This window comes from Pseudomonas sp. M47T1, assembly GCF_000263855.1.
In the GTDB taxonomy this organism is placed as follows: Bacteria; Pseudomonadota; Gammaproteobacteria; order Pseudomonadales; family Pseudomonadaceae; genus Aquipseudomonas.
In genome coordinates this window covers 56,211-78,585 of sequence record NZ_AJWX01000012.1, presented here as the reverse complement: position 1 = coordinate 78,585, position 22,375 = coordinate 56,211, and the positions used below count along the sequence as shown (strand labels likewise).

Genomic DNA, 22,375 nt, shown 5'->3' with positions numbered 1-22,375 from the left:
CCGCCCCCCCGCAGGCCCTACGGGATGGGGGCGGGTGTGCGCATCAAATTCAACTGTTCCATCGCCATCGGCCGGGCGAAATAGTAGCCCTGCGCCTGGGCCGCGCCCATTTCCCGCAGCAGCTGCAAGGTCGCTTCGTCCTCCACCCCTTCGGCCACCACCGGTAACCCCAGCGAATCGGCCATGCGCACAATGGCGCGGACGATGGCGCGGCTGCGCTCGCTGGCCGTCAGTTCGAGGATAAAGGACTTGTCGATCTTCAAACCGCTGAAGGTGTACTGGTGCACGTAGCTGAGCGAAGAGAAGCCGGCACCGAAGTCATCCAGCATCACGCTCAGGCCATGCTCGGCCAATTGCTGCATGGTCTGCCGCGCACGCTCAGGCTCGGCCACCAGGCCGCCTTCGGTCAACTCCAGGCACAGGCGCTGGGCACCAATACCGTGACGCTTGAGCAGGGCCAGCACTTCGCTGGCAAACTCGGGGCGGGTGATGCTGTAGCTTGAACAGTTGACGTGCACCGGCGGCCAGTGCGCGTGCTCGGGCCGGGCGAGGATTTCGGCGATGCGGTTGAGCATGTACAAGTCCAGCCGGCCGATCAGGCGCAAGCCTTCCAGCGCTGGCAGGAACTCGCCCGGGGCGGTGATGCGGCCGTCGGCCTGGCGCCAGCGGATCAAGGCCTCCAGGGCCACCACCGCGCCGGTCTCGACGCTGACAATGGGCTGGAAATAGGCCAGCAGCTCATCATCGCGCTTGAGCGCATTGCGCAAGGCACCTTCGCGCTCCATCTGGTCGCTGACCTCGCGACGTACCTGCTGGTTGAACACCGCGAAACTGTCGCGCCCGGCATTCTTGACCCGGTACATGGCGGTGTCGGCATCACGCAGCAAATCGGCGGGTTCAACGTGAAATTGTGCGTCGGCACTGACAATGCCGATGCTACAGGAGGAAAACACGCCATGGCCGTCGATGGTGAAGGGCACGTCGAACGCCTGCAGGATCCGCTGGGCGATCTCCACTGCCGCGTCCAGGTCAGCATCCGGGGCCAGCACCGCAAACTCATCGCCGCCCAGGCGCGCCAGCAAATCACCGCTGCGCAGGCAGTTGCACAGACGCGTGGCCGCCTGGGTCAACAGCAGGTCGCCGGAGTGGTGACCAAGGCTGTCGTTGACCATCTTGAAGCGGTCCAGGTCAATGAACATGACCACCAGCGGCCGGTCCTGGGTGCAGAACTGCCCCCACGCCGAGTGCAGCCGTTGCTGCAACTGGCTGCGGTTGGGCAACCCGGTCAAGGCGTCGTGGGCGTTTTCATGCTGCAACTTGGCGTTGGCGTGGTCCAGCTCGCGGGTGCGGCTCTGTACCCGGGCTTCGAGCATCAGGTTGGCCGCCTGTACCGCTTCGGCGGCGCTGCGGCGCGACAAGGCGGTGTCAATGTGCCGCGAGACAAAGGTCAGCAATTCCTGGTCACGCTGGCTGTAGCGGATCATCGGCGAATAGCTTTGGACCACCAGCACGCCGCGCACCTGGCTGCCCTCGAACAGCGGAATGCCCAGCCAGGATTGCGAGCGGATGGGCTCGGGGTTGTTGGCGATCTCGCCGCTGGCCATCAGCTCGCTGGCTGCGTCGTAGTCAATCAGGCACGGGCGGCGCTGGCGAATCACGTACTCGGTCAGGCCACGCTGGCCACGGCGCGGCGCCGGGCTGGCAGCGCTCTGTTCGTCGATGTAATACGGGAAGGTCACCTCGCCGGTCATCACCTCGAACAGCGCGATGTAGAAGTTGCGGGCGAACAGCAGGTCGCCAACAATCATGTGCAGGCTCTGGAACAGCTCGGCCATGTCGCCCTGCTGGCTGGACAGCTCGGCAATCTGGAACAGCGCGCTGTGCAAGTGCTCGGCGCGCTCGCGCTCGATCACTTCCAGGCGCAGGGCGTCGTTGAGTTCGGACAGCTCCTGGGTGCGCCGCGACACGGTTTCTTCCAGGTCCACGCGGTGCAGCATGCGGTCCAGGGCCATGGCCACGTGCCGGGCCACCACCAGGAACAGTTCTCGGTCCTCGGCGCTGTAGATGCGCGACACTTCGTAGACCTGCATGGCCAGCATGCCGAACACCTCGTCCGAGGCATTCTTCAGCGGCGCACCCATCCAGAACTCGGGCCGGTGGCCGACCGGGGCGAAACGCCCTTCCTGCTCGGCCCGGCGCATGCCGCTGGCATCGACCATCAGTGGCTGACCGCTGCTGAGCACGTGCCCGGTCAGCGACAGGTTGTCAGGGTCGAGGAACTCGCAGGTTTCGGCCTCGATGGCGTCGGTGTCGATGATGTCGACGTAATAAGGGTAGGCAATCTTGCCGGTCTGGCTGTCGTACAGCGCCAGGTAGAAGTTCTCGGCATCTATCAAGGTGGCGAGGTGGCGGTGCACCCCTTCCAGAAACTCGGCGCGGTCACGGGTGGAGCTCGCCAGGTAGGTGATCTCGTACAGCACCCGTTGGGTGATCTGCGCCCGTGCCAGCGCTTCGCTCTGAATTCGCACGCCCAGGTCGCACGCCAGTTGTGCCAGCAACGGGTTGTCGGCTTCGTTGCGCGCGGCCAGTATCCAGCCCAGCGCATGTTCACCCTCGCCGGTGGCCCAGCGGTGCAGCCCTTCGGCCCGGCAAAAGCCGTCGAAATCACGTTTTGCCAGGTTGCTGGGCCATTGGCAGAACGCGCCACCCTGGGCGACGCGATGCAAGGGTTCGCCATTGCGATACCACACCCACGCGCAGCCTTTTGGCCACGCGCGTGCCGCTGCCAGAACCGCATCGATCGAGGCGGCCGCCGGGTCGCCGGGCGGCACGCGTGAATCATCGGGCAAATGGGGGAAATTCAAGAAGGAACTCCAGCAGAACGGACAGTCGCATGCCCTCAGTATCGGCAGGGCTGGACGAAGATATAGCTCGGTGCCAGCATTGAATGCAAGTACCGGACGGACATCTGGTGCGCAAACCCTTGGGCCAGACGCCCCCACGTCGGTTTCGCCTGCACAAATATTTCTACTGGTGGCATAATAATGACCGGCAATCGCACAGGTTCGCACTGATCAGCCTGTCGCTATATTGACACACGCCATGGTGGCTGATATTTGTTAACTATCCAGTTAGTTTTGGCCTTGGCCACTGGCTGTCAGCGTTACCCAAAAAGATATTGCTCTATAATAAAAACAACGGAGACACCCATGGATCAAGTATCCACCGAGTCCCACGGCTCAAAACAGACCCAAAAAGCGACCGCCAGCGGCTGGATTGGCTCGGCGCTCGAATATTATGACTTCTTTATCTACGCCCAGGCTGCGGCGTTGATATTCCCGCAAATCTTCTTCCCGTCCACCGACCCCAAGATCGCTATCGTCGCCTCGCTGGCAACTTATGGCGTGGGTTACATCGCCCGTCCGATCGGTGCCGCGTTCCTCGGCCACTGGGGTGATACCCGCGGTCGTAAAAACGTACTGCTGCTGTGCATGTTCCTGATGGGCTTCGCCACCATGGCCGTGGGCCTGCTGCCAACCTACTCGCAAGTGGGCCTGTGGGCGCCCGCCCTGCTGGTAGTACTGCGCCTGATACAGGGCTTCGCAGTAGCCGGGGAGATCTCCGGCGCCAGCTCCATGATTATGGAGCATGCGCCCTTCGGCAGAAGGGGCTACTTCGCCAGCTACACGCTGCAAGGTGTGCAGGCGGGGCAAATCTTCGCTGCGGCGATCTTCCTGCCCCTGGCCTACTTCATGCCCGATGACGCGTTCAACGCCTGGGGCTGGCGCATTCCGTTCCTGCTTAGCGCCATCGTGCTGATCGCCGGCTACATTATCCGTAAAGAGGTCCATGAGACCCCGGCCTTCGTCAACGAAGAAGCCAGCACCCAACTGCCCAAGGCCCCTATCGTCGAAGCCTTCCAGAACAACTGGCGCAACATGTGCCTGGTGACCTGCATGGCGCTGATGAACGTGATCCCGGTAATCGCCACCATCTTCGGCGCGGCCTACGCGGTGCAGCCGGCCTACGGCATCGGCTTTTCGAAGAGCGTGTACCTGTGGATCCCGGTGATCGGCAACATCGTCGCCGTGGTGGTGATCCCGTTCGTGGGCAACTGGTCGGACAAGGTCGGCCGCCGCCCGATGATCATTGGTGGTGCGCTGGGGTCCGGGCTGCTGGCCTTCGGTTACTTGTACGCCATCAGCATCCACAGCGTGCCCATGGCGTTTGCCATGTCGCTGCTGATGTGGGGCGTGATCTACCAGGGCTACAACGCGATTTTCCCCAGCTTCTACCCGGAGCTGTTCCAGACCCGCTACCGCGTGTCGGCCATGGCCATCTCGCAGAACGTGGGCACCATGATCACCGCCCTGCTGCCGGCCTTGTTCGCCGCCGTGGCCCCGCCCGGTTCGGACAACATCCCGGTCACCGTGGGCGCCATGGCGTTCGGCATCACCGTGATCGCCGCCCTCGCCGCCTACGCGGCCAAGGAAACCTACCGCATTCCGATGGCCGACCTGGGCAAGCGTGATGCGAAGGAAGTGGAGCGCAGTGAGTACCTGCAGATGCGGACTCAGGCGGTGAAGTAAGGGATTTGGTGTGATTTGAAAAAGCCCTGGGCTCTCTTCGAGCCCGGGGCTTTTTTATGGACACCACGAACTGCCAACATCAGGCCGGCCGCAGCGTTGGGTTTTGGGGGTGCCGCGGTGGGCCAAAAGATGTTTTTGCGCCGCCCATGAAATCGCACGCCGCCCGCGGCGCTCGATCTCAACCCGCTGCAGATCTCCAGCGGGCCAAGGGCCAGCGCAGCCTGGCGGCAGAGGCTACAGTGCCCGGGTATCGTGCCTCAACGGCCGCCACCCAGGTCCAGAAAGCTCCCAGTGGTATAACTGGCACTCTCGGAAGCCAACCACAAAATCGCCTCCGCCACCTCATGAGGCTGCCCACCCCGTCCCATGGGAATCCCCGGCTCCAGCTTGCTGACCCGGTCCGGGTCACCGCTCAATGCATGGAACTCGGTATAGATGTACCCCGGGCGCACCGCGTTCACACGCACGCTCTCCCCCGCCAGCTCCTTGGCCAGGCCAATGGTGAAGGTGTCCAGGGCGCCCTTGGAGGCGGCGTAGTCCACGTATTCGCCGGGTGAGCCCAGGCGCGCAGCCACCGAGGAGACGTTGACGATGCTGCCGCCCTGGCCGCCGTGGCGCGTGGACATGCGCAGGATCGCGTGCTTGGCGCACAGTATCGGCCCGGCCACGTTGCTCTTGAGCAACTTGAGCAGGCGAAATTCCGACATCTCGTCCACCCGCGAGGTGTGGCCCACAGTGGCGGCGTTGTTGATCAGCGCGGTGACGGTGCCCAGTTCCGCATCGACCCGGTTGAACAGGTGCACCACTTCGTCCTCGACGCTGACATCGGCACGCACAGCGATGGCCTGGGCCCCCAGTTCGCGGACCTCGGCCAAGGTAGCCTGGGCGGCCTGCTCGTCGGACAGATAGTTGATGCACACGCGATAACCCTGGCGGGCGGCCAGCCGCGCCGTGGCAGCGCCAATGCCGCGGCTGCCGCCGGTGATGACGATGACTTTATCCATGGACCTCGGTGCGCTCCTCATGGGGGACTTGAGCAAGGTGAAAAAAAGCAGTGGGACATTACCGCAGGAGCGGCCCGCCCCGCCAGTGCAAGCGCTCAGGTTCCCGAAGCGCGCTGCTGTTGTTCGGCGGCGTGAATGTCGGCCATGAAATGCTCGGCCGGCAACGGGTGCCCCAGCAGGAAGCCTTGCAGCGAATCGCAGCCCAGGCGGGTGAGGAAGTCCTGCTGGTTATCGGTTTCCACACCTTCGGCCACAATGCGCAAGCCCAGGGCCTGGCCCAGGGCGACAATGGCCGAGACGATCGCAGCATCATCACTGTCCTGCTCCAGGTCACGGACAAAGCCACGGTCAATTTTCAATTCGTTGGCCGGCAGGCGCTTGAGGTACATCAGGCTCGAATAGCCGGTACCAAAGTCGTCGATGGACAGGTCCACGCCCATGTCCGACAGCTGGCGCAGCACGCTCATGCTCGCATCGGCATCGTTCATGGCCGTGGATTCGGTGATTTCCAGGGTCAGGTTATTGGCTGACAACTGATGGCGCGCAAGCGCCGCCGACACGCTGGCCACCAGGCCCACGTGGCAGAACTGCAGCGCCGACAGGTTGACCGCGACGCGCCAGTGGCCATAGCCCTGCTGAACCCATGCGTGCATTTGCCGGCAGGCTTCGTCCAGCACCCACTCGCCCATGCTGATGATCAGCCCGGTCTTTTCCGCCAGCTCGATGAAGCAGTCGGGACCCAGCAATCCCATCTCCGGATGCTGCCAGCGCAGCAGCGCCTCGGCGCCCACCGGCAGGCCGGTACCGGCGTCGAACTTGGGCTGGTAATGCAGGCGCAACTGATCCTTTTCCACCGCCATGCGCAGGTCTTGCAATAGTTGCAGCTGCTTGCGGGCATTGGTGTTCATGGAACCGTCGAAGAAGCTGTAGCCGTTCTTGCCCGCGCTCTTGGCGTGGTACATGGCCGCGTCGGCATTCATCAGCAAGGCATGCTGGTCAGTACCGTTGCCGGGGTACAGGGCAATACCGATGCTGGCTGATATCTGCAGGCTTTGCTCGGCCAGACGGAACGGCTGGCTGATCAGGCCGACCTGACGCGCCGCCACGGTGGGCGCATCGTTAGGCTCGGGCAAGGCCACCAGCAACACGAATTCATCGCCGCCGATACGCGCCAGCGTGTCCTGGCCATGCAGGTTGCCGCGCAGGCGCAGGCCCACGGCGCGCAACAGTTCGTCGCCCATGTGGTGACCAAAGGCGTCGTTGACCGGTTTGAAGCCGTCCAGGTCAATGAACATCAGTGCGAAGCAGCCGCCGTTTTCGTCGACCATCTGCATGGCCTGGTCAATACGGTCGGCCAGCAGCACGCGGTTGGGCAGGCCGGTGAGGTTGTCATGCAGGGCCAATTGGGTGAGTTCGCGGTTCGCCAGGCGCAACGAGTTGGCCAGGTCCGCGGTGCGCGCTTCCATGCGCGCGTCCAGCACCGAGGTCAGCAAGGTAATGCCCAGCACCGCCAGGCTGGTGATCAGCACCAGGTAGTCCAGGCCCTTGCCGGTCAGCCCGCCGCCGGCCGCGCCACAGACACTGCCTTCGGGGAACATTGCCGCGGCCATGCCGGTGTAGTGCATGCCGACGATGGCAATGCCCATCACCACCGACGCCACGCCGCGCGCCAGCACCACGTGGGGCGCGGCATGGCGCAGGCGAAAGGCGATGTACAGGGCCGCCGCCGAGGCACCGATGGCGATGATCAGCGAGTCGATGAACAGCAGCGTGTCGTATTGAATGCCCGGGGTCATGCGCATGGCGGCCATGCCGGTGTAGTGCATGCTGGCAATACCGCCACCCATGATCAGCGCCCCCAAGGCCAACTGGCTCAAGGGCAGGCGCGGCTGGCTGACCAGCCACAGGGCAAAGCCCGATGACAAAATGGCAATCAGCAAGGACAGCCCTGTGAGCTTCAGGTCGTAGCCCACGTCGATGGGCAGACTGAAGGCGAGCATGCCGATAAAGTGCATCGACCAGATGCCCACCCCCATCGACAGCGAACCACCCCCCATCCAGAAGTACACTGCCCGGCCCCTGGCGGTGGCGATGCGGCCAACCAGATCCAGCGCCGTGTACGAGGCCAGCATGGCCACGCACAGCGAGATGATTACCAGGGAGGGGGAATAGCTACCAATCAGCATGCGACACTCTGAACCTGCAAATCCGACGCGTTCCCTGCCTAATGAATGGCGCAGGATTGTACGCAATTAAACGCTTGTTTGCTTGGGAAGAGCGCGTGACTGTCGGGGGCTGGCGCGATATCGCTATGCCACTACCGAGCCCAGCTTCTACAAGGGTCTAGCCCCTGTACAGCCTTGTACAAGGGCAAGACAGACCTTAACCTTTCAGACGGACGGCTTCAAGGACTGCGCGTTAAATCCATTTGCCCGTCCCAGCCACCGCCCAGCGCGGCGATCAACTGCACGCTGGCCACCAGGCGGCTTTGCAGCACGTTCAGGACACTGCGCTCGTTGCCCAGGGCAGTGGCTTGAACGGTCACCACATCAAGATAGGCAATCAGCCCCGCCTTGTATTGGTTGGTGGTCAGGCGCAAGGACTCCCGCGCCGATTCCAGCGCCTGTTGGCGCACCTGGGCCTCGTCCTCGTAGACCTTGAGCTGGACCATGTAGTTTTCCACTTCCTGGAAACCGTTGAGCACGGTCTGGCGGTACTGGGCAACGGTCTGGTCGTAGACCGCCTCGGTACGCTCCACTTCCGCCGAACGCTGGCCGCCATCAAACAGGGTGCCGGCCAATTGCGGGCCCACCGACCAGAAGCGGTTGGGCAGGGTCAGCCAGTTGGCGAAGGTACTGCTGCTGTACCCGCCTGACAGGCTCAGGGTCAGGTCCGGGAAGTAGGCACTCTTGGCCACGCCGATGTTGGCATTGGCCGCCATCACCGAACGTTCGGCGGCCGCGATGTCGGGGCGCCGCTCCAACCACTGGGACGGGACCTGCACCGGGATTGCCGGCAAGGCCGGGATGGCCTTGGTTTCGGCCAGGTTGAAGTCGGCCGGCGGCACGCCCATTAGCACGGCAATGGCATTTTCGTACTGGGCGCGCTGCCAGGCCAGGTCCACCAGGTCGGCCTGGGTGGTGCGCAGCTGGGTTTGCGCCTGGGCCACTGCATCGGCGCCAGAAACGCCAACCCGGTACTGGTTCTGCGTCATGGTCAGCGAGCGCTGGTAGGTTTCCACCGTAGCCTGCAGCAAGCGCTTCTGTTCATCGATCACGCGCAGCTGCAGGTAGTTCTGCACCAGCTCCGACTGCAGGCTCAGGCGCATGGCAGCCAGGTCGGCGAGGCTGGCCTGGGCGCTGCCCTTGTCGGCTTCCAGGCCACGGCGCAACTTGCCCCACACGTCGGCCTCCCAGCTGACGTTGGCCTGGGCGTTGTAGGTGTTGCGAATGCCGCTGCTGGCGCTGCCCAGGCTGGAGTTGCTGCTGCCGGTGCCTTGGCTTGAGCGGCTTTTGCTGGCGCTGAGGTCCACGGTGGGGAAAAACGCACCCCGGGCGCTTTTCACCAGCGCCTGGGACTGCCGGTACTGCGCTTCATATTGCGCCACGGTCTGGTTGGAGTGGTTCAGGCGCTCCACCAGGCCGTTAAGCTGCACGTCGCCGTAAACCTCCCACCAGGCACCCCGCGCCAGGGCATCGCTGGGCTGCGCCTGGCGCCAGCCCTGGGCTTGCTTGAACTGCGCCGGCGCCGCCACATCCGGGCGCTTGTAGTCGGGGCCCACGGCGCAACCGCCCAGCAGCAGGCCTGCGAGCATCATCGTGCTCAGGCCCAGGTTGAGCACCCACGAACCACGGGCGGTGGCCATCTGGCAGGTCAGGGGGCGCGGCACGATCAGCTTGGTCATAGCGGGGTTTCCAGGGATGCATCGGTACGTACGCCGCGCCAGTGGTTGACGCGGTGGCGCAAGCGGTCAAGGTAGAGGTACACCACCGGCGTGGTGTACAGGGTCAGGATCTGGCTGAAAACCAGCCCGCCGATGATGGTCAGGCCCAGCGGCTGGCGCATTTCGGCGCCTTCGGTGCCGCCCATCAGCAGCGGCAGCGCGCCGAGGATCGCCGCCAACGTCGTCATCAGGATTGGCCGCAGGCGTTGCAGGCAGGCCTGGCGAATCGAGTCCAGCGGGCCCATGCCGTGCTCGCGCTCCAGTTGCAGCGCCAGGTCAATCATCAGGATGGCGTTCTTTTTCACCACGCCAATCAGCAGGAACAAGCCCAGCAGCGAGATCAGACTGAACTCGCCGCCGGTCACGTAAATGCTCAACAGCGCGCCCACCCCCGCCGACGGCAGGGTCGAGAGGATGGTGAGCGGGTGCACGTAGCTCTCATAGAGAATGCCCAGCACCAGGTACACCAGCACCAGCGAGCCAAGGATCATCCAGGGCTGGCTTTTCTGCGCGGCAGCGAAGGCGTCGCCGGTACCCGCCACCTTGACGATGATGTCCTCGGGCAACCCCAGCGAAGCAATGGCCCGCTCGATGGCGGCGGTGGCGCGGTCCAGCGGCACGCCTTCGGCCAGGTCGAAGGAAATGCTTTCCGAGGCGAACTGGCCCTCGTGGCTGACGCTGTCGTCGGCCAGGCTGTTCACGTAGTGGGCAATGCTGGACAGCGGCACCCGCGCCCCCGCCGAGTTGATCACCTGCACCTGGTCGAGGGTGACCGGGTCCTGGGCGTATTTGGGGTTGATCTCCATCACCACTTCGTACTGATTGAGGCTGTCGTAGATGGTGGAAATCTGCCGCTGGCTGTAGGCGTTGTTGAGCACCGCGGTGACGGTGCTCATGTCTATGCCCAGGCGCTTGGCCTGGTCGCGGTCCACCACCAGCGTCACCTGGGGCGCACCGCGGCCCTCGCGGGCGTCCAGGGAGGTCAGCTCGGGCAATTTCTTGAAGGCTTCGGTGATTTTCGGGTACCAGGTGCGCAAAGCGGCCAGGTCGCCGCTCTGAATGATGTACTGGTACTGGTTGGTGGTCTGGTCGCGGGCACCACCGAACTGCAGGTCTTGGTCGGCCATCAGCATCAGCCGCGCGCCGGGCACCTTGGGCAGGTTTCTGCGCAAGCGCTCGATGACTTGCTGGGCGTTGATGTCGCGCTCCTTGATGGGCTTGAGGCGCACCAGGATGGTGGCGTTGTTGGTGCCGTTGTTGCCGCCGATGAAGCCGGCGACGCTGAGCACCGCCGGGTCGGCAATGATGGCTCGGCGGAAGGCTTCCATTTTCGGCTGCATGACCGTGAACGACAGGCCGTCATCACCGCGCACGAAACCCATCAGTTGGCCGGTGTCCTGCTGGGGCATGAAGGTCTTGGGCACCACCACGTAAAGGGCGATGTTGACGCCGATGGTCAGCAACAGGCTGATCAGGGTCAGCCGACGATGCGCCAGGGCCCAGCCCAGAGTGCGGTCATAACCGCGCACCATGGCGTCGTGGGTGCGGTTGCTCCAGCGTTGCAGGCAGTTTTCGCGGCCTGGCACATGGGGCTTGAGCCAACGCGCGCAGAGCATAGGCGTCAGCGTCAGCGACACCAACAGCGACACGACGATGGCCGCCGACAGGGTGATGGAAAACTCGCGGAACAGCTTCTCGATGATGCCGCCCATGAACAGGATCGACATGAACACCGCCACCAGCGAGGCATTCATGGCCAGCAGGGTGAAGCCCACTTCCTGGGCGCCCTTGTAGGCGGCCTTCATGGGCGCCATGCCGTCGTCGATGTGCCGGGATATGTTCTCCAGCACCACGATGGCGTCATCCACCACCAGCCCCGTGGCCAGAATCAGCGCCATCAGCGACAGGTTGTTCAGGGAAAAGCCCCACAGGTACATGATGGCGAAGGTACCTACCAGCGACACCGGCACCGCCAGGGTGGGAATCAGCGAAGCACGCCAGTTGCCCAGGAACAGGTACACCACCAGCACCACCAAGGCCACGGCGATCAGCAGCGTGCGCTCGGCTTCATGCAGGGTGGCGCTGATCACCGGCGAGCGGTCCATGGCCACGTTGAGCCGCACGCTTGCCGGCAGCACCGCTTCCAGGGCCGGCAATTGCGCCTTGATCTGCGCCACGGTCTTGATGATGTTGGCACCGGCCTGGCGGTTGATCACCAGCAGCACCGCCGAATCATCGTTGAAGAAACCGGCGTTGTAGCGGTCTTCCACGCCATCGGCCAGGTGCGCGACGTCACTCAGGCGCAGCGCCGAGCCGTTCTGGTAGCGGATGATCAACGGGCCGTAATCCTTGGCCTTTTCCAGCTGATCGTTGGCCTGCACCTGCCAGTTGTGCTCGCTGTTCTCGACGAAACCCTTGGGCCGGCGCACGTTGGCGTTGGCGATGGTGGTGCGCACCTCGTCCAGGGACACGCCGTACTGGTTGAGCAGGTTGGGCTCCACTTCGATGCGCACCGCCGGCAGCGAACTGCCGCCGATCTGCACCTCCCCTACCCCGTCCACCTGGGACAGGCTCTGGGACAGGATGGTGGAGGCCAGGTCATACAGCTGGCCTTTCTCAAGCACATCCGAGGTCAGCGACAGCACCATGATCGGCGCCTGGGCCGGGTTGACCTTCTTGTAGGTGGGCATGCTGCGCATGCCACTGGGCAGCAACGGCCGCGACGCATTGATGGCGGCCTGCACCTCGCGCGCCGCGCCATTGATGTCGCGGTCCATGTCGAACTGCAGAATCACCCGCGTCGAGCCCTGGCTGGAGCGGCTGCTCATGGTGGTGACCCCGGAGATGCTGCCGAAGGCGCGCTCCAGCGGGGTAGCCACGGTAGACGCCATGACCTCGGGGCTGGCGCCGGCCAGGTTGGCCGACACCACGATCACCGGGAAGTCCATCTGCGGCAACGGTGACACCGGCAACAGGCCGAAGCTGACGCCGCCCAGCAACATCACCGCGACGCTGAGCAGCATGGTCGCCACCGAGCGGCGAATGAACGGGCCCGACAGGTTCATGCCGAGGTTTCCTGCGTCGCGCTCTGGGCCTTGCGCCAGCGCCGGGCCAGGCGATCGAAGTACAGGTAGATCACTGGCGTGGTGAACAGAGTCAGCACCTGGCTCACCAGCAGCCCGCCCACCATCACCAGGCCCAGGGGCTGGCGCAGTTCGGCGCCGGAGCCACCGGCCAGCATCAGCGGCACGGCGCCGAACAGCGCCGCCATGGTGGTCATCAGGATGGGCCGGAAGCGCAGCAGCGCCGCCTGGTAGATGGCGGTCTGCGGGTCCAGGCCCTGGTTGCGCTCGGCGTCCAGGGCGAAGTCGATCATCATGATCGCGTTCTTCTTGACGATGCCGATCAGCAGGATGATGCCGATGATGGCGATCATGCCCAGGTCATTGCCGCTCAGCAGCAACGCCAACAAGGCGCCCACCGCCGCCGACGGCAGGGTGGAGAGGATGGTGATGGGGTGGATGTAGCTCTCGTAGAGAATGCCCAACACGATGTACATGGTCACCACCGCCGCCAGAATCAGCAGCAAGGTACTGGACAGCGACGCCTGGAACGCCTGGGCCGCGCCCTGGAATTGAGTCTGCACGCCAATCGGCATGCCAATGTCCTTCTGCACTTGCTGGATCAGCTCCACCGCCTGGCCCAGGGCCACGCCCGGCGCCAGGTTGAACGACATCATCACCGCCGGGAACTGGCCGATGTGGGAGATCGCCAACTGCGCCTGGCGCTGCTCGATGTGCGCCAGGCTGGACAGGCGCACCTGGGTACTGTTGGTTACCGGCAAGGACGAGGCGCTGCCGGTGAGCGTGGTGGACACCGTCTGGTTGATGGCACTGTCGCTGGGCGTGCTCTTGACGTAGATCTGTTCCAGCGCCTGCGGGCCGATCACCGAAGCGTTGGCGGCCTGCAACACCACCCGGTACTGGCTGGCCTGGGTGTAGATGGTGGAAATCTGCCGCTGGCCGAAGGCATCGTACAAGGCGTTGGTGATGTCGGACACGTTGACGCCCAGGCGCTTGGCCTGGTCGCGGTCGATCACCAGGTAAACCTGCAGCCCCTTATCCTGCAGGTCGCTGGCCACGTCGGTCAGTTGCGGGTGCTGGCGCAGGGCATCCACCAGCTTGCCGCTCCACTGGCTCAGCAGTTCGGCGTCGGGCGAAGAAAGGCTGAACTGGTACTGGGTGCGGCTGACCCGGTCTTCAATGGTCAGGTCCTGCACCGGCTGCATGAACAGGCGCATGCCCACCAGCTTGTCGGCTTCGGGCTGGATACGCTCGATGACCTGGCTGGCGGTGAGCCGGCGCTGGCCCAATGGCTTGAGGTTGATGAGCATGCGCCCGCTGTTGAGCGTGGCGTTGTCGCCGTCCACGCCAATGTAGGACGACAGGCTCTCCACGTCGGGGTCTTGCAACACCACTTTGGCCAATTCCTGCTGACGCTGGCTCATGGCGCTGAAGGAAATAGACTGCGGCGCCTCGGTGATGCCCTGGATGACCCCAGTATCCTGCACTGGGAAGAAGCCCTTGGGCACCACCATGTAAAGGACCACGGTGAGGCCCAGGGTAGCCACTGCCACCAGCAGGGTCAGCGGCTGGTGACGCAGCACCCATTGCAGCTTGCGACCATAGGCCTCGATCAGCCAGTCGATCCAGGCGCCGCTGGCCCGGTAGAAGCGGGTCTGGTCTTGCGGCTTGGGTTCGCGCTTGAGCAGCCGTGCGCACATCATGGGCGTCAGGGTCAGGGACACCACCAGGGAAATCAGGATGGCCACCGCCAGGGTAATGGCAAACTCGCGGAACAGGCGCCCCACCACATCGGCCATGAACAGCAGCGGAATCAGCACGGCAATCAGCGAGAAGGTCAGTGACAGCAGGGTGAAGCCGATCTGTCGGGCACCCTTGAGGGCGGCCTGCAATGGTGTCTCGCCCTCCTCGATGTGCCGGGAGATGTTCTCCAGCATGACGATGGCATCGTCCACCACGAAGCCGGTGGCGATGGTCATGGCCATCAGGGTCAGGTTGTTGATGGAGAAACCGGCCAGGTACATGATGCCGAACGTGCCGATCAGCGACAGCGGCACGGCCACCGAGGGAATGATGGTGGCGCTGAAGCGGCGCAGGAACAGGAAGGTCACCAACACCACCAGGGCTACGGAGAACAGCAGTTCGTGCTGCACGTCGGTGACCGAGGCGCGGATGGTCTGGGTGCGGTCGGTGAGCACCGCCACGTCCAGGCCGGCGGGCAGGTTGCTGGTGATCGACGGCAGCACCGCCTTGATCCGGTCCACCACTTCAATGACGTTGGCCCCTGGCTGGCGCTGGATGTTCAGCAGCACGGCCTGGTTCTCGTTGGCCCAGGCGGCCAGGCGCTCGTTCTCGGCGCCGTCGACAATGGTCGAAACATCCTTGAGGCGCAGGGGCGCGCCATTGCGGTAGCTGAGAATGAGGTTGGCGTACTCCTCAGGCGAAACCATCTGGTCGTTGGCGTCGAGCATCGACACCCGCGTGGGGCCGTCGAAGTTGCCTTTGGGCTGGTTGACGTTGGAGGCGGCGATCAGTGTACGCACGTCGGCCAGGTTCAGGCCGGCGGCGGCCAGGGCCTCGGGGTTGACCTTGATGCGCACGGCCTGGCGCTGGCCGCCGGCAATGGAGACCATGCCCACGCCGGTGATCTGCGCGATCTTCTGCGCCATGCGCGTGTCGACCAGGTCGTTGAGCTTGGGCAGCAGCATGGTTTTCGAGCTGACCGCCAAGGTAAGCACCGGGGTGTCCGCCGGGTTGACCTTGTTGTACACCGGCGGCGCCGGCAAATCGGTGGGCAGCAGGTTGGTGGCGGCATTGATGGCCGCCTGCACCTGTTGCTCGGCCACGTCCATGTTGATGTCAAGGCTGAAGCGCAGGGTCAGCACCGAGGCGCCGCCCGAGCTGGTGGACGCCATCTGGGTCAGGCCGGGCATTTGCCCGAACTGGCGTTCCAGCGGCGCGGTCACGGCACTGGTCATCACTTGCGGACTGGCGCCGGGGTACAGGGTCATGACCCGGATGGTCGGGTAATCGACCTGTGGCAGCGCCGAGACCGGCAGCAGGCGGTAGGCGATCAGGCCGGCCAGGACAATGGCCAGCATGCTCAGGGTGGTGGCTACCGGACGCAGGATGAACAGCCGCGACAGATTCATACGCCCGCCTTGCTCCGGTGGCCGCTGCCGGCTTGTTTGCCCGCCGCGTCTTCACCCTTCAGGTGCTCACCGGGGGTGGTCGGCACCTGGGCCGGGTCGTTGACCACTTCCACGCTGCTGCCGTCGCGCAGGCGGTCGGTGCCTTCCAGCACCACGCGGTCGCCTTTGGCCAGGCCCTCTTCGATCACCGTGACGCTGCCGTCCGAGGCGCCGATTTTCAAGGTACGGATACGCACCTTGTTGTCGCCGTCCATGGCATAGACGAAAGTGCCGTTGGTGCCGAACTGCACGGCGGCGGACGGTGCCAGCACCACGTTTTTGAGGGTATCGGACAGCAAGTGAACGTTGACGAACTGGTTGGGGAACAGCGCCAGGTCCTTGTTATCGAAATACGCCTTGAACTTCAGGGTGCCGGTGGTGGTGTCGATCTGGTTGTCGATGCTGTGCAGCACGCCGCTGGCCTGCAGGGCGCGGTCGCCGCGGTCCCAGGCTTCCACGGGCAGGATTGCGCCACTGCGCACGCGGGCCAGCACCGGGTCCAGGGTGGTCTCCGGCAGGGTGAAGATCACGCTGATCGGTTGCACCTGGGTAATCACCGCCAGGGCAGTGGTGTCATTGGCCGCCACCAGGTTGCCCACGTCCAGTTGGCGCAGGCCCACGCGGCCGCTGATGGGTGCGCGGATCTGGGTGAACTCCAGGTTCAGCTTGGCGTTGTTGACGTTGGCCTGATCGGTGAGCAAAGTGCCCTGGTACTGGCCAACCAGCGCCACCGAGGTGTCCAGAGTCTGCTTGGCAATGCTGTCCTGGGCGAACAGTTCTTTATAACGCTGCAGGTCCATTTGCGCGTTCTTCAGTTGCGCCTGGTCCTGGGCCAAGGTGCCTTGTGCCTGCTGCAGGGCGATCTCGTAGGGCCGTGGGTCGATCACCGCCAACAAGTCCCCCGCCTTGACCATCTGCCCTTCCTGAAACGCCACTTTCACCAGTTCCCCGGCCACGCGGCTGCGCACGCTGATGGTATTGGTGGCGGTCACCGTGCCTAGCGCCTTGGAATAGACCGGGAAGTCGCCCACGGTCGCCGGGGCCACCCGCACCGGGGTCGGCCCGGTGCTGGGGCCGAAACCGGGACGCATGGGGTTGCCGCCGGGTCGACCGCCGTGGGGCCGCCCCTTCTCCGGGGGCCCGGCTTCATGCGAGGCCATGGAGTGCTGCGAACGCCAATAGACAGCGGCCGCCGCCAGCAGAATCAGGATGAGCAGGCCGAACAGCCAGCGGGGGAATTTTCGGGAACCGGCAGGTTGCATGGAATGATCGACCATTTGTTGGAGTAGGTACAATTCAGGAAGGCTGGAACGATAATCATTGTTGCGAATAATGCAAAGCGCCTTTACCGGCTATTTACTTTACTGGGCAGTACACCCAAAAGCAGACCACACAAACAAGAACGGCCTGGAGTTTTCCAGGCCGTTCTTTGTTACAGCGTGTAAACCCCGCCCCTATGGAAGCGGGTTGTACCCGCGAAACGGACACCGCGAAGAAACTGAAACACGGCGGTGGCCTCTTTGCGGGTAGAACCCGCCCCCAAAAAAGACAGTCGCAACCACCAGAGGAAGTTGCTTTTGGGGGGGTTACTTCAATACAGCCAGGGCTGCATCGTAGTTAGGCTCTTCGGCAATTTCGCCGACCAGCTCGGTGTGCAGGACGTTGTCGTTCTCATCCAGCACCACTACGGCACGGGCAGTCAGGCCAGCCAGGGGGCCGTCTGCCAGGGCAACACCGTAGGCTTCCTTGAACTCGGCGCCACGCAGGGTGGACAGGTTCTGCACGTTTTCCAGGCCTTCGGCGCCGCAGAAGCGTGCCTGGGCGAAAGGCAGGTCAGCGGAAATGCACAGCACCACGGTGTTGGCCAGTTCGTTGGCCTGGGCGTTGAACGTGCGCACGGAAGTGGCGCAGGTCGGGGTATCAACGCTTGGGAAGATGTTGAGGATTTTGCGCTTGCCGGCAAAGCTTGCCAGGGTCACGTCGGCCAGCGCACCGCTGACCAGTGAAAAAGCAGGGGCCTTGGCGCCGACTTTCGGCAGTTCGCCCTTGACCTGAACCGGGTTGCCTTTGAGAGTCACTTGAGCCATGAACGGAATCCTTTTATGGGGTTTTGAAAGAGCCGAAGTTAACCACGAATCCGTTCCAGCGCAAAACCGCAAAAAAGTAACGGCCTGTAGCCGCTGGGGGCGGCTACAGGGTGCGGCAGCCTGTTACCAGAGTGGCATCACGTAGCTGACGTAGAAGCGGTTTTCATCCTGGTGGGTCTGGCCCGTCATCTCAGGGTTGGCCTGGGCGTTCTTCCAGGTCACGCCAAGGCCCTTGAGCTTGCCGTCCGGCACCACGTAGCTGAGCGCCAGGTCACGTTCCCATTCGCTGTCGCCACCGCTGGCGACCTTGATCTGGTCACCGTGGGCGTACAGGGCCGAAAAGCCCAGGCCCTTGAGGCCCAACTGGCCGAAGTCATACTTGTACAAGGCCAGGAAGGTACGTTCGCCGGCGTGCTGGAACTTGTTCAGTTGCAGGTTGGTGAGCGCTGGGGTGTCGGCGCCGCTGCCAGGGCCCTGGCGCGAATCGCCGCTGTTGAGGCCCGAGTCCAGGTACGGGAAGTCGCTGTCACCGGTGTTCTTCTGTGCGCCCAGACCGATGGTGTGGCCCATCAGGCTGTAGCTCTCCATCAGGCTGAACGTCGACTGGTTGATACGGCCCTTGGTGGTGGTGCCACCGTAGTAACCGGCTGCGCCGTATTCGCTGTCGCCGTCGCCGTTGCCGCCGGTGCCCAGGCTGCGGTACGCGCGCAGGTCGGTGGCCAGGCTGCCCACTGGCAGCTCATCGGTGTGCTTGAGGCCCAGGTAGAACTGCTGGTAGTAGTCTGCCAGGTTCGAGTACCAGCCGCTCAGCGTGGTGTTCTTGATGCCGGTGTAGTCCGCGCCGCCGTAGCTGAAGCGGTTGCTGTCCCTGGCGCCGCCACCGGTGATCATGTTCTGGTCGCCGGTTTCGTTGCGAATCTTGGTCTGGGTGATGTTGCCCAGGGTAAAGACGTAGTTGTCCAAGTCCTTGGACACCAGTTGCGCGCCGGTGTTGGTCTGTTGATACAGACGACCGTCGGTGTTCGCCAGCATCGGGTTGTTCTGGGTCAGGGTACCGATGCGCAACTCATCTTTAAGGAAGCGCATTTTGAACGTCGGGCTCAGCACGCCGAAGTCATCGGCCGACTTGCCGTCCTGCAGCGGGAACATGCTGCCCTGCTGCGAGTTGGAGTCCAGCTTGACGCCATAAAAGGCCTGCAGATCCAGGCCGAAGCCGATGGTGCCTTCGGTGTAACCGGACTTGAAGTTGAATTCGAAGCCCTGGCCCCAGTCACGTACGCTGTTGGCCTTTTTGTTACTGCCCACCACGTCGCTGCCTTGCTGGTTCAGGTAGCGGTTGAGCAGCGTCAGGTCGGCATGGCTGTCGTCGATGAAATCGGCGTGGGCGGCCAGGGCGGCACTGCCCAACATCGCGCCTAGCAGGGGACGGACTATCTTCTTGATCATCACGGGTCTCGATTAACAGGTCAGTTAAAAAACTGACGCCATTACGAATCGGACACATGACAGTTCAGAGACAAGTTCCATGAAACCACATGAAACTAAATTTAGAAATCCGCGTTAGCCCCGGTGCCGCCGGGCGGCACCGGGTTAGCCCTCAACCCGCCAGGGCACGAGGGAATGTGTGGCGATTGTGCTCTACATCGTAGCGTAGCTCGGCAATCAGGTCGGAAATGGCCCGACTGCTGCTAAGACGATCGGTCGAAATACCGGTAACCATCAGCTCCACGTGCCCCGTGACCGGGTCGGTGACCTGAACGGTCAGTGACTGGTCCGGCGCCACGGTGCAAGTGCAACGGGCCGGCAGGAAAGCACACTCGATTATGTTGCGAAGTTCCAGTGAACAGAGTCCCAGTGTCATCATCTTCGGCATCCTCGTTCAGGCAGTTTCGGCGCGCAAGATGCGCTGTAAATCCAGTGTATATACCCAGTTTTTCGAGGCTGCAACGGGCAGGCGACGAGAGTGGGAGGGAAATCGTTTCAGCCACTCATTAAAATTTTCACATTCCGTTCACCGGATGTTAACCCCCCGCTCCCTATAGTGCCGCCACCTTAACAGCTCCCTGGAGCCCACATGCCGGTACGTTCAGCCGTCCAGACCCTGCCCTTGCGGTGGTTCACCCTGCGCCGCCGTGTCATTGCCACGGGGCTGGTGGCGGCGGCAGTGGCCGCCTGGGCGCTGCACCCCACGGGCGCGGTTGACCTTGCCGATGGCAAGGCCATGCGTCACTCGGGGTTGAAGGCCGCCTGGCAGGCCGGCAACGTGGCCGTACTGGTTCGCCACGGCGAACGCTGTGACCGCTCCAACAACGCCTGCCTGGGCGACGCCGACGGCATCACCCTGGCCGGCAGCCGCGTGGCCAGCAATGTCGGCGACGGCCTGCAGGCCTTGGGCATGGGCAATGCCCAGGTGCTCACCAGCCCGCTGACCCGCACCCAACAGACGGCCATGTTCATGTTCGGCGCCGCCGCCACGCCTCAGGATTGGCTGATGAACTGCCGCAAGACCATGCTCAAGGACGTGGTGGCGCACAAGCAGCCCGGCCACAACATGGTGCTGGTGACCCACAGCGAGTGCATGAATGCCCTCGAGCAGCAGGCCGGCATTCACGGTAGCGACGGGCCTGGCTATGCCAGCGCGCTGTTTGTCTCCATCGACCCCGTTACCGGCACACCCAAGGTACTGGGTGACCTGAACGCCTCCGAGTGGCCGCGCTTGCTGCGCCACTTCAAGGGTTAAACCAGCGCCAGGCGCACCTCGAAACAGCAGCCGTGTGGCTCGCGGCTGGTCAGCGTCACTGACCAGCCTTCGTTGACACAGATCCGCTGCACCAGCGACAACCCCAGCCCCAGCCCCTCGCCACGCTGTTCATCGCCCCGCACGAAGGGACGGAACATCTCCAGGCGCTTTTCTTCCGGAATGCCGATACCACTGTCCTCCACCTTGAAGCCGCCCGGCAGCAGGGTCAGGCGAATGAAGCCTTCATCGGTGTAGTGCCAGGCATTGCGCAGCAGGTTGCCCATCACCGCACCCAGGAACGTCTGGTTGAAGGCTCCCTCACCCGCCTCTTGCGGCAGGTAAACCAGCTCCAGGCCTTTTTCCTCGATTGGCGTGCGCCAGGTCTCGATGAGCTCCTGTGCCACCTGCTCGATGCTGGCGCCCTGCCCCTGGCCGCCTTCGGCGTTTTCCGCTCGAGCCAACAACAGGAAGGTATCCACCAACTGGCGCATGGCGCTGCTGGCCCGGGCAATGCGCGACACCTGTTCGCGGGCGCGCGGGTCGAGGCCGGGGTTTTCCAGCAGCAACTCGCTGGAACTGGCCAGCACCATCAACGGTGTGCGCAGTTCATGGCTGACATCGCCGGTGAACAGCTTCTCGCGCACCAACGCCGAACGCAGGCGGCCCAAGGTGTCGTCGAAGGATTTGGCCAGGGTGCCCACCTCATCAGCGGCGTAGTCCGGAGCCAAGGGCGGCGCCAGGTCCAGCAACTGGTCGCGGTGGCGCACCTGGCCTGCCAGGCGGATCACCGGCGCCATGACCTTGCGCGACAGCAGCCAGCCCAGCAGGATCGAACCCAGCAGGCTGAGCGCGAAACCGGTGATCACCACGCCGAACAGCAGGCGCTCGCGCTCTTCGAACCCTTGCTGGTCACGCAACAGCACGTACTTGCGACCATTGATCACCCGCACCATGGCGTACCAGCTGCGCTCCAGGCGCCGTACCTCGTGAAACCCAGGCTCCAGCGCCGCCAGGTCCGGGGGCATGAGCATGTCGCCCTGGCCGTCGTCGGCAAAGAACAGCTCGTCCTTCTCCGGGCGATGGTTCCACTCGTCGCGGTTTTCCATCATCAACATGCGATGCAAGTTGCCGCCCAGGCCCACGGTGGTGAGCTTTTTCTCGACCACGTGCACCGTGGCCACGATACCCACGGCAAACACGCCGGCCACCAGGGTGGTCATCAGGGCAAAGACGACAACGATGCGTTGGGCCAGGCTTTGTCGAGAGCGTTTGGTTCGCCAGCGAGACAGGATCGACGTCATAGGGAGAGGGGGCTCAGCATCATGCTAGGGGTCCGGGCAGGCAGTACACACGTGGGAGGGCAGTTTACCAGCCTCCTTTTACCGCAGCAGTTGTCAAAGAGTTGTTCATAAACGCAAGAGCTGGCACCGAGACAGCATTTTCATCTGTCACTCACTCTTTTTTGACACATCAAAAGGCACCTTTGGCAGCAAGAATGACGATCTGTTCAGTGTGGGCCTTTTCCCACCTTCAGCTTCAGACATTTCCTACATACGCCTGGGTAAAATTCCCTTTCAATCCCCAAGGAAATACAGACGTCCAGTAAAGATGTATCAGATTTCTTAATGATTCGTTCAGCAAGCGTTCGTTCAGCTTGCGGCGGTAATAATCTCTCTCTATAACGGATCGTCCTGCGACTAAAGTGGGACATGTATGACGCATGAAGCGCATAAGCCTG

The 22,375-nt window shown here is 63.4% G+C and carries 13 protein-coding genes; 2 read left to right on the top strand and 11 right to left on the bottom strand.

The annotated features are described in order from the left end of the window. Window positions 1-17: 17 nt before the first annotated feature. Window positions 18-2,864 (bottom strand): sensor domain-containing phosphodiesterase, encoded by a 2,847-nt coding sequence (locus tag PMM47T1_RS14405; protein ID WP_008370062.1) that lies wholly within the window; start codon window positions 2,862-2,864, stop codon window positions 18-20. Window positions 2,865-3,209: 345 nt separating this feature from the next. Here PMM47T1_RS14405 and PMM47T1_RS14400 point away from each other — a divergent pair, with 345 nt between their 5' ends. Next, window positions 3,210-4,589, top strand: coding sequence for an MFS transporter (locus PMM47T1_RS14400; protein ID WP_008370060.1), 1,380 nt, complete (start codon window positions 3,210-3,212; stop codon window positions 4,587-4,589). A 257-nt stretch (window positions 4,590-4,846) separates the two neighbouring features. On the opposite strand, the gene PMM47T1_RS14395 is transcribed toward PMM47T1_RS14400, so the two are convergent. The 9 genes from PMM47T1_RS14395 to PMM47T1_RS14355 form a co-directional block, all read right to left on the bottom strand. After that, a complete protein-coding gene (locus PMM47T1_RS14395; RefSeq protein ID WP_008370057.1) occupies window positions 4,847-5,593 on the bottom strand; it encodes an SDR family oxidoreductase in 747 nt (248 codons plus the stop codon). Between the two features lie 95 nt (window positions 5,594-5,688). After that, window positions 5,689-7,779, bottom strand: coding sequence for a putative bifunctional diguanylate cyclase/phosphodiesterase (locus tag PMM47T1_RS14390; protein ID WP_008370056.1), 2,091 nt, complete (start codon window positions 7,777-7,779; stop codon window positions 5,689-5,691). Between the two features lie 218 nt (window positions 7,780-7,997). After that, window positions 7,998-9,497: an efflux transporter outer membrane subunit gene (locus tag PMM47T1_RS14385; RefSeq protein WP_008370054.1), complete on the bottom strand. Its 1,500-nt coding sequence runs from the start codon at window positions 9,495-9,497 to the stop codon at window positions 7,998-8,000. Next, window positions 9,494-12,601 (bottom strand): efflux RND transporter permease subunit, encoded by a 3,108-nt coding sequence (locus PMM47T1_RS14380; protein ID WP_008370052.1) that lies wholly within the window; start codon window positions 12,599-12,601, stop codon window positions 9,494-9,496. The genes PMM47T1_RS14385 and PMM47T1_RS14380 overlap by 4 nt, the downstream gene beginning before the upstream one ends. Continuing rightward, on the bottom strand, window positions 12,598-15,771 hold the full coding sequence (locus tag PMM47T1_RS14375; protein ID WP_008370050.1) for an MdtB/MuxB family multidrug efflux RND transporter permease subunit: 3,174 nt from the start codon (window positions 15,769-15,771) through the stop codon (window positions 12,598-12,600). Before PMM47T1_RS14375 ends, PMM47T1_RS14380 begins: the two co-directional genes overlap by 4 nt. Then, window positions 15,768-17,072: an MdtA/MuxA family multidrug efflux RND transporter periplasmic adaptor subunit gene (locus tag PMM47T1_RS14370; RefSeq protein ID WP_008370047.1), complete on the bottom strand. Its 1,305-nt coding sequence runs from the start codon at window positions 17,070-17,072 to the stop codon at window positions 15,768-15,770. The genes PMM47T1_RS14375 and PMM47T1_RS14370 overlap by 4 nt, the downstream gene beginning before the upstream one ends. A 324-nt stretch (window positions 17,073-17,396) precedes the next feature. Next, the gene (gene tpx / locus PMM47T1_RS14365) at window positions 17,397-17,897 is read right to left on the bottom strand and encodes a thiol peroxidase (RefSeq protein ID WP_008370045.1); all 501 of its coding nucleotides are present in this window, start codon (window positions 17,895-17,897) and stop codon (window positions 17,397-17,399) included. 123 nt (window positions 17,898-18,020) lie between these two features. Then, window positions 18,021-19,343 carry an OprD family outer membrane porin gene (locus tag PMM47T1_RS14360; RefSeq protein ID WP_008370044.1) on the bottom strand — a complete coding sequence of 441 codons (1,323 nt, stop codon included), beginning with the start codon at window positions 19,341-19,343 and terminating at the stop codon, window positions 18,021-18,023. Between the two features lie 151 nt (window positions 19,344-19,494). Then, window positions 19,495-19,761 (bottom strand): DUF1652 domain-containing protein, encoded by a 267-nt coding sequence (locus PMM47T1_RS14355; protein WP_008370042.1) that lies wholly within the window; start codon window positions 19,759-19,761, stop codon window positions 19,495-19,497. 210 nt (window positions 19,762-19,971) lie between these two features. Here PMM47T1_RS14355 and PMM47T1_RS14350 point away from each other — a divergent pair, with 210 nt between their 5' ends. Beyond that, window positions 19,972-20,637, top strand: coding sequence for a histidine phosphatase family protein (locus PMM47T1_RS14350; protein WP_008370040.1), 666 nt, complete (start codon window positions 19,972-19,974; stop codon window positions 20,635-20,637). Here PMM47T1_RS14350 and PMM47T1_RS14345 read toward each other — a convergent pair. Next, on the bottom strand, window positions 20,634-21,938 hold the full coding sequence (locus tag PMM47T1_RS14345; RefSeq protein ID WP_008370038.1) for a sensor histidine kinase: 1,305 nt from the start codon (window positions 21,936-21,938) through the stop codon (window positions 20,634-20,636). The two genes, PMM47T1_RS14350 and PMM47T1_RS14345, sit on opposite strands and share 4 nt — an antisense overlap. Between the last annotated feature and the right edge of the window lie 437 nt (window positions 21,939-22,375).

Bases quoted from the DNA above. Each gene is read 5' to 3' on its own strand.
- PMM47T1_RS14360 (WP_008370044.1), bottom strand. From the start codon at position 19,343: ATGATCAAGAAGATAGTCCGTCCCCTGCTAGGCGCGATGTTGGGCAGT.
- PMM47T1_RS14385 (WP_008370054.1), bottom strand. From the start codon at position 9,497: ATGACCAAGCTGATCGTGCCGCGCCCCCTGACCTGCCAGATGGCCACC.
- tpx (WP_008370045.1), bottom strand. From the start codon at position 17,897: ATGGCTCAAGTGACTCTCAAAGGCAACCCGGTTCAGGTCAAGGGCGAA.
- PMM47T1_RS14370 (WP_008370047.1), bottom strand. From the start codon at position 17,072: ATGCAACCTGCCGGTTCCCGAAAATTCCCCCGCTGGCTGTTCGGCCTG.
- PMM47T1_RS14395 (WP_008370057.1), bottom strand. From the start codon at position 5,593: ATGGATAAAGTCATCGTCATCACCGGCGGCAGCCGCGGCATTGGCGCT.
- PMM47T1_RS14350 (WP_008370040.1), top strand. From the start codon at position 19,972: ATGCCGGTACGTTCAGCCGTCCAGACCCTGCCCTTGCGGTGGTTCACC.
- PMM47T1_RS14345 (WP_008370038.1), bottom strand. From the start codon at position 21,938: ATGACGTCGATCCTGTCTCGCTGGCGAACCAAACGCTCTCGACAAAGC.
- PMM47T1_RS14400 (WP_008370060.1), top strand. From the start codon at position 3,210: ATGGATCAAGTATCCACCGAGTCCCACGGCTCAAAACAGACCCAAAAA.
- PMM47T1_RS14355 (WP_008370042.1), bottom strand. From the start codon at position 19,761: ATGATGACACTGGGACTCTGTTCACTGGAACTTCGCAACATAATCGAG.
- PMM47T1_RS14380 (WP_008370052.1), bottom strand. From the start codon at position 12,601: ATGAACCTGTCGGGCCCGTTCATTCGCCGCTCGGTGGCGACCATGCTG.
- PMM47T1_RS14390 (WP_008370056.1), bottom strand. From the start codon at position 7,779: ATGCTGATTGGTAGCTATTCCCCCTCCCTGGTAATCATCTCGCTGTGC.
- PMM47T1_RS14375 (WP_008370050.1), bottom strand. From the start codon at position 15,771: ATGAATCTGTCGCGGCTGTTCATCCTGCGTCCGGTAGCCACCACCCTG.